We start from the raw sequence: 13044 nt of genomic DNA, 5'->3' as shown, positions 1-13044 counted from the left end.
GTCGGCCCATCGGCGACGCACAATTCCAACACAGCCTTGCTGCTTGCGGGCGATGGCCGTCCCCGGTCCCCGCCCTGTTGTCTCAAGCGCCTTTCAGCGCCTTGGCCTGTCCAACCCAATCGTCCCGCTTGATCCGCCCGCCGAAACCGAGTTCGTCGTCGAAGCGGGCGACATCCGCCTCGCTCCAACCGGCGATGTCGGCAAAGCCGCTGATGCCCTTCGCGTTCAGCACCTGCTCGAGCTTCGGGCCGATGCCGGAGATCCGCTTCAGGTCGTCGGTGGCTTTCGCCTTGGCGCGCGTCGCGCGAACCTTGACCACCTTTTGAGCGGCAACCTTCTCGACCACCGGCTTTGCGGCTGCGCGCTTGGCAGGCGCGGACGGCTTGGCGACCGGTTCCGGCTTTGCGTCGGCCTGCACCGTCTTTGCGACAACGGCAGTCGTCGTGTCAGACGATGCGGGCTCTGCCCGCTTCTGCGCCGCCTCGACGGCCCCTTGCATCGCGCCGATCATGGCGCCCGCAATCTGGGTCGTGAGACCGAAGCCGATCGCGGTCGCTGCTGCAACTGCGGCTGCCGGGTGAACCATCAGCGGATGCAGCGGCACCTGTGAAAGGCCCTTCATCCATTCGCCCATGCCGAACGGGTCGGCCGGATCGCCGCCAAGCGGACGTGCGAACGGAATGCCTGCTTCGGCCTGTCCCTTCATCTGTCCCTCTTCGCGTGCGCCGGCCATCGTCGGGTTACTCCGCCGCTTCCAGAACCGCGCCATGCGACGACGCATTGCGCGTATATTCGTCGATGCGCTTTTCCATTTCCGGACGGAAATGCTTGATCAGACCCTGGATCGGCCAGGCAGCTGCGTCGCCGAGCGCGCAGATCGTGTGGCCTTCCACCTGCTTGGTGACGTCGAACAGCATGTCGATTTCGCGCTTCTGGGCGCGGCCCTGAACCATGCGTTCCATGACGCGCATCATCCAGCCGGTGCCTTCGCGGCACGGCGTGCACTGACCGCAGCTCTCGTGCTTGTAGAAGGCCGAGAGACGCCAGATCGCCTTGATGATGTCGGTCGACCTGTCCATCACGATGACGGCGGCGGTTCCAAGACTGGAACCGACCTCGCGCAGACCGTCGAAATCCATGATCGCGTCCTTCATCTGCGCGCCGGGCACGCAAGGAACGGACGAACCGCCGGGAATGACGGCAAGCAGGTTGTCCCAGCCGCCGCGGATGCCGCCACAGTGCTTTTCGATCAGCTCATGGAACGGGATCGACATCGCGTCTTCGACCGTGCACGGGCGGTTGACGTGACCGGAGACCGAATAGAGCTTGGTGCCGTGGTTGTTCGGCCGGCCGAAGCTCGTGTACCAGCCGGCGCCGCGGCGCAGGATGGTCGGGGTGACCGCGATCGACTCGACGTTGTTGACGGTCGTCGGGCAGCCGTAGAGGCCCATGTTGGCCGGGAACGGCGGCTTCAGGCGCGGCTGGCCTTTCTTGCCTTCAAGGCTTTCGAGCAGCGCCGTCTCTTCGCCACAGATGTAGGCGCCGGCACCATGGTGCACGTAGATGTCGATGTCGTAGCCGAGCTTGTTGTTCTTGCCGAGCAGGCCATAGGCGTAGCACTCGTCGATCGCCGCCTGCAGCGCCTCGCGCTCGCGGACGAATTCGCCGCGGACGTAGATGTAGGCGACATGGGCACCCATGGCGAAGCTGGCGACGACGCAGCCTTCGATCAGCGTATGCGGATCGTGACGCATGATGTCACGGTCCTTGCAGGTGCCGGGCTCGGACTCGTCGGCATTGACGACGAGGTAATGCGGACGGCCGTCGCTTTCCTTCGGCATGAAGGACCACTTGAGGCCCGTCGGGAAGCCGGCGCCGCCACGACCGCGAAGGCCGGAAGCCTTCACTTCGTTGACGATCCAGTCACGGCCCTTTTCGAGCAGCTGCTTGGTGCCGTCCCAGTGGCCGCGCGCCATGGCGCCCTTCAGGGACTTGTCCTTGAGGCCGTAGATATTGGTAAAGATGCGGTCTTCATCTCTGAGCATAATTCACCTCTTTACCGCGGCTTCTTGCCGAAGACCTTGATGTATTCGGCTTCGCCGCCATTGGCGAGCGCCTTGGCCTGCTTGACCCAGTCGTCGCGTTCGATGCGGCCCTTGAAATTCAGGTATCCGTCGACCCACTCGCGCTCCGCCTTCTTCCACGAAGCAACTTGCGCGTAGGTGTAGATGCCCAGTTCGTTGAGCGTACCCTCGATCTTCGGACCGACGCCCGAGATCATCTTGAGATCGTCGGTCGCTGCCGGCTTCTCGATGCCGGCCGGACGGTTCTTGTCCTCCAGCGACGGCTTGCCGGAGACGGCAGCAGCCTTGGCCGGCTTCGACTTGTCGACAGTGTCGCCTTCCACCTTGGCGTTGGCAGCGGCTTCCGCCTTTGCCGTCGCCGGGGTCTTCAGCGATGCGTCGGTCACGGCCGACGCGGTCTTGGCGCGGCCGGCATTCGACGGCGGTACGGAGACGGCCGGAGCATCGCTCACCTTCTTGGCGGCGCTGGACGCAGCCTTGGCCGGAGCCGCATCCGCAAGCATGAGGGTCGTCGGGCCGCCTTCCGGAGCCGAATAGATGCGATCGATCTGCGGACCGGGGGTGATTTCAGCACCCTTGCCTGCTTCGAAACGGTCGATGATCTGCTCGAGTTGCTCGGGCGTCAGGTCTTCGAAGGTGTCCTTGAAGATCATAACCATCGGCGCGTTGACGCAGGCGCCCTGACATTCGACTTCTTCCCAAGAAAGCGTGCCACTCTCGTTCAGGGTGAAGGGATCATGGGCAATCTTGCTCTTGCAGACCTTGATCAGGTCTTCGGCGCCACGCAGCATGCAGGGCGTCGTACCGCAAACCTGAATGTGGGCGCGCGTGCCGACCGGCTTCAACTGGAACTGGGTGTAGAAGGTCGCAACTTCGAGCGCGCGGATGTACGGCATGCCGAGCATGTCCGCGATCGACTCGATGGCGGCCTTCGTGACCCAGCCGTCCTGGTCCTGAGCGCGCATCAACAACGGGATGACGGCAGACTGCTCTCGACCCTTGGGGTACTTATTGATCGTTTCCTTCGCCCAGGCGGCGTTCTCCTTGCTGAAGGCAAAGCTCGCTGGCTGGACGGTGTCTTCGGCTAGTCGACGAACGGACATTCTAGTGGACACCTTATCAGTTAATCGAACCGCACCGCGATTTCGTCACCGAGACGAATTCGCAGGCATAGGCTGACTGGTCTTTCTGCAAAAATACGATGTAGCGCGTGCCATTGGCGACCGCGGCCTTGATCTCGTAGCCCTTGGCAACGAGATCGGCCATCGAGCCCCCGCGCATGCCGCCCGACGTCGCGCCGCTTTCGACCTGCTCCTGCGCAGAAACGGTCGATGCAAGCGCGAGAAGAGCGAGCGTGGCCAGGGGCGCGAGACGCATCAGCGGTCCACCTCACCGAACACGATATCGAGGGAGCCCAGCACGGCCGAAACGTCGGCAAGCTGGTGTCCCCGACAGAGGAAATCCATCGCCTGCAGATGCGCATAACCTGGGGCACGGATCTTGCAGCGATAGGGCTTGTTGGTGCCGTCGGAGACGAGATAGACGCCGAATTCGCCCTTCGGCGCTTCGACGGCGGCGTAAACTTCGCCGGCCGGCACGTGGTAGCCTTCGGTATAGAGCTTGAAGTGGTGGATGAGCGCTTCCATCGAACGCTTCATCTCGCCGCGCTTCGGCGGAACGATCTTGCCGTCGAGCGACGAAACCGGGCCGACCTTGGCATCGCCGAGCAGGCGATCGACGCACTGGCGCATGATGCGGGCCGACTGGCGCATTTCGATCATACGGATCAGATAACGGTCGAAGCAGTCGCCGTTCTTGCCGATCGGGATATCGAACTCGAGATCCGAATAGCACTCATAGGGCTGCGAACGACGCAGGTCCCAGGCAGCGCCCGAGCCACGCACCATCACGCCCGAGAAGCCCCAGGCCCAGGCATCGTCAAGCTTGACGACGCCGATGTCGACGTTGCGCTGCTTGAAGATGCGGTTGCCGGTCAAGAGTTCGTCGATGTCGTCGACGGTCTTCAGGAACGGATCGATCCACTTGCCGATGTCTTCGACGAGTTCGTGCGGCAGGTCCTGATGGACGCCGCCCGGACGGAAGTAGGCCGAGTGCATGCGCGCGCCGCAGGCACGCTCGTAGAACACCATCAGCTTTTCGCGCTCTTCAAAGCCCCAGAGCGGCGGCGTCAGCGCGCCGACGTCCATGGCCTGCGTCGTGACGTTCAGAAGATGCGAGAGGATGCGGCCGATTTCCGAATAGAGGACGCGGATGAGCTGGCCGCGGATCGGAACTTTGGTCGCCGTCAGCTTCTCGATCGCCAGCGCGTAGGCATGCTCCTGGTTCATCGGCGCCACGTAGTCGAGGCGGTCGAAATAGGGCACGGCCTGCAGGTAGGTCTTGGTCTCGATCAGCTTTTCGGTACCGCGATGCAGCAGGCCGATATGCGGATCGACGCGCTCGACGATTTCGCCATCAAGCTCGAGCACCAGACGAAGAACGCCGTGCGCCGCCGGATGCTGCGGACCAAAGTTGATGTTGAAGTTGCGGACGTTATGTTCGGTCATACCGATTGCTCCAGGTCGGACGACAGCCGTTCACCGGCTACCGCGGACCACTTAGTCTCACCGTGCTTTCGCCTTCTCGTCGCCGGGCAGCACGTAGTCCGTGCCTTCCCAGGGAGAGAGGAAGTCGAAGTTGCGGAATTCCTGCTTCAGTTCGACGGGTTCGTAGACGACGCGCTTTGCTTCGTCGTCGTAACGCACCTCGACAAAACCGGTGACCGGGAAGTCCTTGCGCAGCGGATGTCCTTCGAAACCGTAGTCCGTCAGGATGCGACGCAGGTCAGGATGGCCGGTAAACAGGATGCCGTACATATCGTAGGCTTCGCGCTCGAACCAGTCGGCACCGGGATAGACCGGCGTTGCCGACGGAACCGGCTCGTTCTCGCCGGTTGCGACCTTGACGCGCACGCGCAGGTTCTGGCGCGGCGACAAGAGATGATAGACAACGTCGAAACGGTCCGGCCGCTGTGGCCAGTCGACGCCGCAGACATCGACGAAATTGACGAAGGCGCACTGCACATCGTCACGAAGGAACGTAAGCAGCGCGATCAGGTTCGCCGACGTCGTCGTCAGCGTCAGCTCGCCATAGGCCAGCGATGCGTCGGAGATCAGCGCACCGCGCGTTTCGCGCAAGTAGGACGCAAGCTCATTCAGGGCTTCACTCATATCAAAGACCCCCTGCCCTTAGCGCTCGATCGTGCCGGTCCGGCGGATCTTCTTCTGCAGCAGGAGCACGCCGTAAAGCAGCGCTTCTGCCGTGGGAGGACAGCCTGGCACGTAGATGTCGACGGGAACGACGCGGTCGCAACCGCGAACAACCGAATAGGAATAGTGGTAGTAGCCGCCGCCATTGGCGCACGAACCCATCGAGATGACGTAACGCGGCTCCGGCATCTGGTCATAGACCTTGCGGAGCGCAGGCGCCATCTTGTTGGTCAGCGTGCCGGCGACGATCATGACGTCGGACTGGCGCGGCGAGGCGCGCGGCGCAAAACCGAAGCGTTCGGCGTCGTAGCGCGGCATCGACATCTGCATCATTTCGACCGCGCAGCAGGCGAGACCGAAGGTCATCCACATCAACGAACCGGTACGGGCCCAATTGATGAGCTCGTCGGTCGAGGTGACTAGAAAACCCTTGTCGGCGAGCTCATTGTTGATCTCGCCGAAGAATGCATCATTGCTGCCAATCGGCTTGCCGGTGGAGGGATCGATGATCCCTTTCGGCTTGGGCGCAACGAGCGTGGTGCCGGAGGTCAGTTCCATTCCAGCGCTCCCTTCTTCCATTCATAGATAAAGCCGATCGTCAGCACTCCGAGGAAGACCATCATTGACCAGAAGCCGAACCAGCCCAGCTCGTGGAACGAAACCGCCCAAGGAAAGAGGAAGGCAACTTCGAGGTCGAAGATGATGAAGAGGATCGACACGAGATAGAAGCGGATGTCGAACTTCATGCGGGCGTCGTCGAACGCATTGAAGCCGCACTCGTAGGCCGACAGCTTTTCCGAATCAGGAGCCTTGAAGGCGACGGCGAAGGGAGCAATCAGAAGCGCCACACCGATCACCAATGCGATTCCAATGAAAATCGCGATCGGAACGTAGGAACCGAGAAGTTCAGTCATTGTTATCCGTCCCTGCCTGCGGGAGGGCGCATGGGAGAGCGCCAGAACAACAAATCTCGCAGGCCGAAAAATATGTTGCAACGCCGGAGTGGTTAGCGCAGCCCGCGCCGTCGCGCAAGCCTTGAGGGGCCATTTAAACCGCTTCGCAACACAGGATCGGACGGGTGATACCGACAAAGCGCGGATTCGCGGGCCGACGCGAACTTTACGGTAAAACAAAGCGAGACGAGACAGATTGCCGCAGCGCACAATCCGGCCCTAGGGCCGGCGCAATTCACAGGAAGGACGGAGAGAAGAAATGGCGCGAGTGACGGGGCTCGAACCCGCGACCTCCGGCGTGACAGGCCGGCACTCTAACCGACTGAGCTACACCCGCGCATGATGACCGCGAACGATCATTAGTATCACCATCGGCCCTCGTTGAGAACGCCTAGGCAAATCCAGATCAAGAGTGGCGCGAGTGACGGGGCTCGAACCCGCGACCTCCGGCGTGACAGGCCGGCACTCTAACCGACTGAGCTACACCCGCATCATCTTGACTTGGTTGAGGCGTTTCCGCCCCGCATCGAGCAGCAGCGCCGTTCGATGAGCGGCTAACTAAGCGGTTCGGATTGGGGTGTCAAGCGTGTTTGAAGACAAATCCGTGACGGAGTGAAAATTGATCCACAGGGCGATAAAAGGATCGAAATCGGAATGGACCAATGGCGCCTGCCGCCACCGGCCCGTCGTCACCTATCCCAACACGCACTCGTCGATGCGCGTACACGGAGGCTGATTCCGGATTGCCTCCCCTCCCTCCCCCGTTCGCCGTTACCGAGGCACCGTCCGCGCATTTTGTCCACAAGCACGAAGCCCGCAGTTTCAGGGTGTCGCGCAACCGCCAACAAAAAAAATCATAAAAACGATACAAATGCTCTTGCGGTTTTTTTCGGTTACGCCTAGATCACGGCCACCGACGCGGCGGACTGATCCGGTCCAAACGCGGAAGGGCGATTAGCTCAGTTGGTAGAGCGCCTCGTTTACACCGAGGATGTCGGGAGTTCGAGTCTCTCATCGCCCACCATTTTCTCCCACAGAAAATCATCACCAAATCTGCTCAAATTGCTGTTCGCGTTATCGCGTGCCGTTTGCGATAGGCCTGCCGCTTCGAATTGCTTTGGCTTTAGAGCTCAGCCGTCAACGGTCGGGAATCAGGGATTCGACGGCCTCGATCGCGATACCCGCCACCGTCAGCCTCGCCGGAGCAGCAAACCCGCCAAATCCCAACGTATCGATAGGCCCACCGGCGCTACCCGCCGCGATACTGCTCGTCGCTGACATGCTCCAGCCAATCCACAGCCTTGCCGTCGAGCGCTTCCTGAATCGCAAGATGCACCATGGCCGTATCGGGTGCTGCACCGTGCCAGTGCTTTTCGCCCGGCGGGAACCAGACGACATCGCCCATACGAATCTCTTGCACAGGGCCACCCCAGCTTTGCACGAGACCACGGCCGGCGGTGACAACCAGGGTCTGGCCGAGCGGGTGCGTATGCCAGGCCGTCCGAGCGCCGGGCTCGAAGGTGACGCTGACAGCGCGGACGCGCGCCGGGTCTGCGGCCTCGATCACCGGGTCCTGGCGTACCGTGCCGGTGAAGTATTCCGCCGGGGCGCGCATCGAAGGTCTCGATCCACCGGGTATGATGTCCATATCTCGTTCCTCCCATTTTCGTGTGTGGCGCTCGTCGTCAGCGAAAGTGCGCTACGGCCAACAGGCCCGACCTCGCCCGCGAGCCTATCATAACCTGTGGATTGTCACAGTCGGACAGGCCTCACGGGCGATCTCGCAAAGATGCTCGTGGTGCGTCAGATAGATCACCTGGCCGACGCGGGCCATTTCGGCCATCTGCTCGAAGGCGCGGCCGGCGCGTCCGTCGTCGAAGGTCTCCATGATGTCGTCGGCGATGAAGGGCAGCGATTCGCGCGCGGCTGCGATTTCGTGATAGCCGGCGATTCTGAGCGCCAGATAGAGCTGAAAGCGCGTGCCCTTGGAGAGATCCTTGGCAAGCTTCGACCCACCGGCCGCCGCATTGGCGATCAGGAACTCCTGTCCCCGGTCGGACTGCGCCGACAGGCCGGAATATTCTCCGCCGCTGATCCGGCTGAAGGTCTCCGACGCGCGCCGCATCATTGCGCTGCGATGCCGCTCGCGGAAAAGCCGGAGCGCGGTCTCGGCGGCGATTACGCCGGCGCGAAGCCGCAGATAGGCAAGCGCCTTGTTTTCGATGTCGAGCAGCAACGTCCGCCGCTTCTGTTCGAGTTCTGCGACCGTGTCGCCGCCTTCGACAGCCGCGAGCGCCTTTTCTCTTTCCCGCATCTCCGTATGCAGTTCACTGACGTCGCGGTCGCTTTGTTCGAGTGCGGCATCCATCCGTGCCAGCTCCAGCCGCACCGCCGTGTCATCGAGTTCCGCGAGCAAAGCCTCCGCCTGCGTGCTCTCGGCGACATCAAGGCGGGAGGCAAGATCCGCCTCCGATTCGGCGATGCGTTCACGCAGGCGCTGCTGTTCCCGACCGGCCTCGAATAGCTGCGCGGCCTCATCGAGCGTTTCGCAGTCGAAGAATTCAAGCACCTGCCGCCTGCGCGCCACATGGAGTTCCCGCTCCGCACAGGCGACACGCCGCTCTTCCTCCAGGCGGGCGATTTCGGCGAGGAAGGTTGCGCGGCGATCCGAAAGCCGCTGCGCCTCGGCGGCGCGCGTCTTCAACGTCATGTAGGTCGTCAGTGTGTCATCAGCGGCCGTCCCGCGGGCAAGCTTGGCAATGGCACGGTCGAATTCAACCTGGTCCTTGCGCATGCCGGCGATGCGATATTCGAGGTCGGCCTTGCGCTGCGTCAGCTTATCGAGCTCCTGCAGGATCGTCAGCATCGGACCGGTCTGCTCTGGCGTCAGCGGTTCGCTCCGCGCGGCCAACCAGCTTTTGGCAAGAAGTTCCGACCATTGTTCTTGCCACGCGTCCATCGCGTCTTCAGCCAGATCGAGCGCCGACTGCCGGCTTTCCAGAAGCGTTCGCGCCCGCTTTGCCGCCTCACGGGCTGCGTTGCGGGCGCCGTCCAGCGCACGCGCCTGCGACACCGCCTGCTCGGCGGCAAGGAGAAGGTTGTCGAGCCGCTCCGGCAGGCGTCCGTCGATATCTATGGCCGCAAGCTCCTCGCGCAAGCCGGCAATCGCTTCGGCCTCCTCGGAATGGGCGCGATCGAAATCCTGGCGCGCCGCGCGCAAATGCGCGCGCAGGTCCAGCGCCGCAAGCCGTGTGGTCAGCCAAGCCTCCAGCTGCGTCAGACGCATCACGCTAGGTAAGCCGCAGGCCAAGACGGCTGTTGCCAAAACCTGCGCTTGCGTCGCCGCGTCGGCCAGAGATTGCTTCTCCTGCTGACGCAGCGTCGCGATGCGGGCACGCCGCTCGGCGATCGACAGCGACAAGCCGCGCATGTCGGCAAGCTGCGCCGTGTCCGCAAGGCGTCGCGCGGAAACCTCATCGTCTTCGCTCATCGCCTGCTCGAAGGCAGTGGCCGTTTCCAGAGCAAGCTCCGCCTTGTGCTGGCGCCACGCTTCATTGCGGCGCTGACGCAGTGCTGAGGCCGAGAAATCGTCCATCGTGCCGCCAACGGCGGACAGCCCGGCCAGCCGCGCCTCGTCCCCCGCCAGCAACTCCTGCTCGGCGGCGATGCGGTCGACAACTCGCAAATGCCGCTCCTCCTGACTGGCAGCTGCCCTGCGCCAGGTCTCCAGCGTTGCCGGCGACGGGGCGTCGAGCGCGAGCAGGTCATCGGCCGTTCCGGCAAAGGGCCTCAGCTGCACAAGCTTGTCGGCGAGTTCCGCATCCAACCGGTCGATGGCCTGTTGCGCCGCCTGCTTGCGCAGGACGCAGTCACTGCGTCGCAACAGCGACAGCTTTTCGGCAAGTCCGGAGACGTCCGCTGCCCCCTGCTCTTCGAGCCGTAGCAAATCGCCTTCAGCGTCCCGATCTGATTCGACGGCGCTCTGCAGCTCCAGGCGAGCCGAAGCGACACGCTCGACGAGGGCCGAGTGCCGGCGCGCCAAATCCTGAAGCTGCGCGCCGGTCCCGGCCGCAAGTAAAAGCGACGCGGGATCGCGGTCGGCCGGTTCGCCGAGCCGCAACAGGCAGCCAAGAATTTCTGCCCCGGTCCGCGCCAGATCCTCCAATCGAGACGGCATGTCGCGCGCCGCGGTGACATAACGTGCATCAAGCGCGGTTTCCTGAAGCGCGGTCAGGCGCTCGATCAGGCAGAGACCTTCCTTGTCGAGCGGCATTTCCTCGAGCGCATCGCGGCGATGCTGCATCTCGCTGTCGATCTGTCGTAGCCTGATCTCGGTCTCCGCCTCCTGGCGCCGAAGCGCCGGCAGTTCACTCGCCCACTCCGCTGGCGGTACCGGCAGCGGCGGAGCGCCCGCCAGTTCCGCGCGGAGGGCGCGCAGCCTGCCGAAATGGGGCAACGCTTCGACCTCGGCTTTCAGGCGGGCCCGCGCCAGCCGCAACTCGGCTCGACGCGTGATCGCTTCATCGTGGCGTTCACGCGCCTGCGTCAGCGTTTTGCGCAGCGCCGCATATTCGCGTGCATTGATATCGAGCGCATTGCGTTCGACCCTCAGGGCCTCAAGCTCGCCTTTCAGTTCCGCAAGCTGATGCTTGCGCGCCTGTGGCCGGTAGAAGCCGTCGGCCTGCCCGCGCAGGGCTGCAAGGATCGCCGTGCTGTCCGGAAGGCCCGAGCTTGCCGAAAACAGCAGCGACCCGAGTTCGCCTTCGCTTTTCAGGATCGCCTCGCCGCCCTTCTCGATGCTCTCGTCGTCCAGCGAGAACATCATTTGGTAGGTGTCGCGATCGATCGCGCCGAGCGCTCCGGAAAACAGGTTGTCGGGCAAGGGCTGGTCGTCGAGGCCGACCAGCGAGTTCGTCTTTCGCTTGATCCGGAAGACGCGATCGCTGCGGCCGGCCGCTTCGATCGTGCCGCCCACGCGCATCGTCTGGTAAGGGTGCAGGAAGCCGTAGGGGCTCGAATGCTCGATGCCGAAGAGCAGGTCGAGAAAACCGGAAAACAGAGTCGACTTTCCAGCCTCGTTGGGGCCGTAGACGATGTGGAGGTCGGGAGTGCCGGGCACGCCATCGCCGAAGTCAAGGCGACGATCGGTAAACTTGCCGTAGCGGACGAGATCGAGCGCGCTGATCCGCATCAGTGGCCACCCTCGCCGGCGCCGCCGCCATGAAGATGGGCGAGCACCTCGGCGGTTCCCGACAGACCGGCTTCAAACGCCAGCCGCGCGACCGCCTCTTCGTCCGGTGCCAGCGATTGGCGAAGCTCGGGCGGAAGCTGTTGCAGGACGTCTTCCACGGCCGCCAGCACGTCCTGGCGAAACCCGTGCGCCGGCAAGACGTCCGCTTCGACGAGCGCCGCCAGCTCTTCGACGGGATCGAGCATGGCGCCCGGTTTTTCGGTCCGGGCGTTGCCGCAGGTGAGTTCGACCTTCTCGATCCAGCAGCCGGCGATGCCGGCGGCGATGTTGTCGATCTCCGCCCGCAACAGGTCCGCGTCACGGCGAAGGCGCCAGGCCAAGGGCGTCGCGCCGGCGAGCGTCAGACGCAGGATGACGTTCTCTGCCGCTGCTTCACCACAGGTGTGCGAAAGCGCCTGCCTGACGGCATCGAGCATGTCGCGCCATTCCGAGATGCCCGTCAGATCGACACGAAGGCGTTCGAAGCTGGCGATGCCGATCGCCCGCTCGGCAAGACTGACATGGCCGTCGTCGTCGACCGTGACGAACGACACGCTCTTCACGCCGACTTCGTTGATGTCGCGACCCTGCGGCATACCCGGCATGACGATGAAGGGCTCCGCCGCATGGACCTGCCGCTGGTGGATGTGGCCAAGTGCCCAGTAATCGAAGCCATGGGCAACGAGATCGGCGACGCTGCAGGGGGCATAGAGATCGTGACCCGCGGCACCTGCGAGGCTCGTGTGCAGCATGCCGATGTTCACCGCGCCGGGCACCGGCGGCTGGAAGGCCGGAAGCAGGCTTTCGGGCGCATGCGGGCTGGCGAAGCTTACGCCGTGCACATAGACGTCGCGACCGCTTGCCAGCGTCTTGGCGACCACCGCCTTTGCCCTGCCCTTGAAGACGTGGGCGGATGGCGGCAGGGTCAGTTCATTGGTGACCTGCGACTGGGCGTCGTGGTTGCCGCGGATGATGAAGACGCGGATGCCGTGTTCATCCAGCCGGCGCAGTTCCCGTCCGAGAAACAGGGCCGTGTTCATCGACGTCTGGCTGCCGTCATAGAGATCGCCGGCAATCAGCAGGGCATCGGCCTCTTCGGCGATGCAGAGATCGACGATCTTGACCAGAGCCTGCCGCGACGCCCCGCGCACGATCTCTGCGAGGTCGGCATTTCTAAGGGCGAGGCTGCGGAGAGGCGAATCGAGATGCAGGTCTGCGGTATGGACGAAACGGAAGGGCATGGCCGACCATGGCCGTCCCGCCACCGCCCGTCAATCAGCCGTCACACGTCATCCACTTGCGAAATGCGCAGGCTCCCGGCAAGCATATTTCAGCCTGCTGAAGTAAAGGCGGCGCTAATACAAATGCGGTTGGCGGCGATTGTTAACATCGTCTGTTCAAGACATCGCGGCGCTACCTGCAAATATCAGATTATACTCACTTTAATTGATTAGGGCTTTTGTAAGATCTTGTTCGATAGGTTTGCCCCGGCTGCGTTTCAAGCGCGT

11 protein-coding genes and 3 tRNA genes are annotated in these 13044 nt (G+C 63.1%); 1 reads left to right on the top strand and 13 read right to left on the bottom strand.

Annotated elements, in window-relative coordinates; all coding sequences use genetic code 11:
* Window positions 1-82 precede the first annotated feature (82 nt).
* The 10 genes from FA04_RS05055 to FA04_RS05010 all read right to left on the bottom strand — a co-directional run bounded on the left by FA04_RS05055 (window position 83) and on the right by FA04_RS05010 (window position 6796).
* Window positions 83-733: an NADH:ubiquinone oxidoreductase gene (locus FA04_RS05055; protein WP_034803576.1), complete on the bottom strand. Its 651-nt coding sequence runs from the start codon at window positions 731-733 to the stop codon at window positions 83-85.
* A gap of 7 nt (window positions 734-740) precedes the next feature.
* Complete coding sequence (nuoF, locus tag FA04_RS05050) at window positions 741-2045, bottom strand: NADH-quinone oxidoreductase subunit NuoF (RefSeq protein ID WP_034803581.1); 1305 nt, start codon at window positions 2043-2045, stop codon at window positions 741-743.
* Between the two features lie 11 nt (window positions 2046-2056).
* On the bottom strand, window positions 2057-3187 hold the full coding sequence (locus FA04_RS05045; RefSeq protein WP_034803582.1) for an NADH-quinone oxidoreductase subunit E: 1131 nt from the start codon (window positions 3185-3187) through the stop codon (window positions 2057-2059).
* A gap of 16 nt (window positions 3188-3203) precedes the next feature.
* Window positions 3204-3461, bottom strand: coding sequence for a hypothetical protein (locus tag FA04_RS05040; protein WP_034803583.1), 258 nt, complete (start codon window positions 3459-3461; stop codon window positions 3204-3206).
* Window positions 3461-4651, bottom strand: a complete 1191-nt coding sequence (locus tag FA04_RS05035; RefSeq protein WP_034803585.1) for an NADH-quinone oxidoreductase subunit D — start codon at window positions 4649-4651, stop codon at window positions 3461-3463. Before FA04_RS05035 ends, FA04_RS05040 begins: the two co-directional genes overlap by 1 nt.
* 57 nt (window positions 4652-4708) lie before the next feature.
* Complete coding sequence (locus FA04_RS05030; protein ID WP_034803588.1) at window positions 4709-5314, bottom strand: NADH-quinone oxidoreductase subunit C; 606 nt, start codon at window positions 5312-5314, stop codon at window positions 4709-4711.
* A gap of 18 nt (window positions 5315-5332) precedes the next feature.
* Window positions 5333-5911 (bottom strand): NuoB/complex I 20 kDa subunit family protein, encoded by a 579-nt coding sequence (locus FA04_RS05025; RefSeq protein WP_034803591.1) that lies wholly within the window; start codon window positions 5909-5911, stop codon window positions 5333-5335.
* Window positions 5902-6267, bottom strand: coding sequence for an NADH-quinone oxidoreductase subunit A (locus tag FA04_RS05020; protein WP_034803593.1), 366 nt, complete (start codon window positions 6265-6267; stop codon window positions 5902-5904). The genes FA04_RS05025 and FA04_RS05020 overlap by 10 nt, the downstream gene beginning before the upstream one ends.
* Window positions 6268-6566: 299 nt before the next feature.
* Window positions 6567-6643, bottom strand: a tRNA-Asp gene (locus tag FA04_RS05015).
* Between the two features lie 76 nt (window positions 6644-6719).
* A tRNA-Asp gene (locus tag FA04_RS05010) sits at window positions 6720-6796 on the bottom strand.
* Between the two features lie 458 nt (window positions 6797-7254).
* Between FA04_RS05010 and FA04_RS05005 the strand changes: the two genes are divergently transcribed.
* Window positions 7255-7330 (top strand) — tRNA-Val (locus tag FA04_RS05005).
* 225 nt (window positions 7331-7555) lie between these two features.
* Here the strand turns inward: FA04_RS05005 and FA04_RS05000 are convergent.
* From FA04_RS05000 to FA04_RS04990, 3 genes are all read right to left on the bottom strand, one after another.
* Window positions 7556-7954 carry a (R)-mandelonitrile lyase gene (locus tag FA04_RS05000; RefSeq protein ID WP_034803594.1) on the bottom strand — a complete coding sequence of 133 codons (399 nt, stop codon included), beginning with the start codon at window positions 7952-7954 and terminating at the stop codon, window positions 7556-7558.
* A gap of 87 nt (window positions 7955-8041) precedes the next feature.
* Window positions 8042-11497, bottom strand: a complete 3456-nt coding sequence (locus tag FA04_RS04995; RefSeq protein WP_034803602.1) for an ATP-binding protein — start codon at window positions 11495-11497, stop codon at window positions 8042-8044.
* Window positions 11497-12777 carry a metallophosphoesterase family protein gene (locus FA04_RS04990; protein ID WP_034803605.1) on the bottom strand — a complete coding sequence of 427 codons (1281 nt, stop codon included), beginning with the start codon at window positions 12775-12777 and terminating at the stop codon, window positions 11497-11499. Before FA04_RS04990 ends, FA04_RS04995 begins: the two co-directional genes overlap by 1 nt.
* Between the last annotated feature and the right edge of the window lie 267 nt (window positions 12778-13044).

It is taken from the genome of Ensifer adhaerens, from assembly GCF_000697965.2.
In the GTDB taxonomy this organism is placed as follows: domain Bacteria; phylum Pseudomonadota; class Alphaproteobacteria; order Rhizobiales; family Rhizobiaceae; genus Ensifer; species Ensifer adhaerens.
This window is presented reverse-complemented; position numbering and strand designations above follow the sequence as displayed.

Excerpts from the sequence above, each read along its gene's own strand:
- FA04_RS04990 (WP_034803605.1), bottom strand. The coding sequence starts at position 12,777 with ATGCCCTTCCGTTTCGTCCATACCGCAGACCTGCATCTCGATTCGCCT.
- FA04_RS05000 (WP_034803594.1), bottom strand. The coding sequence starts at position 7,954 with ATGGACATCATACCCGGTGGATCGAGACCTTCGATGCGCGCCCCGGCG.
- FA04_RS05055 (WP_034803576.1), bottom strand. The coding sequence starts at position 733 with ATGGCCGGCGCACGCGAAGAGGGACAGATGAAGGGACAGGCCGAAGCA.
- FA04_RS05030 (WP_034803588.1), bottom strand. The coding sequence starts at position 5,314 with ATGAGTGAAGCCCTGAATGAGCTTGCGTCCTACTTGCGCGAAACGCGC.
- FA04_RS05025 (WP_034803591.1), bottom strand. The coding sequence starts at position 5,911 with ATGGAACTGACCTCCGGCACCACGCTCGTTGCGCCCAAGCCGAAAGGG.
- FA04_RS05040 (WP_034803583.1), bottom strand. The coding sequence starts at position 3,461 with ATGCGTCTCGCGCCCCTGGCCACGCTCGCTCTTCTCGCGCTTGCATCG.
- nuoF (WP_034803581.1), bottom strand. The coding sequence starts at position 2,045 with ATGCTCAGAGATGAAGACCGCATCTTTACCAATATCTACGGCCTCAAG.
- FA04_RS04995 (WP_034803602.1), bottom strand. The coding sequence starts at position 11,497 with ATGCGGATCAGCGCGCTCGATCTCGTCCGCTACGGCAAGTTTACCGAT.
- FA04_RS05035 (WP_034803585.1), bottom strand. The coding sequence starts at position 4,651 with ATGACCGAACATAACGTCCGCAACTTCAACATCAACTTTGGTCCGCAG.
- FA04_RS05020 (WP_034803593.1), bottom strand. The coding sequence starts at position 6,267 with ATGACTGAACTTCTCGGTTCCTACGTTCCGATCGCGATTTTCATTGGA.
- FA04_RS05045 (WP_034803582.1), bottom strand. The coding sequence starts at position 3,187 with ATGTCCGTTCGTCGACTAGCCGAAGACACCGTCCAGCCAGCGAGCTTT.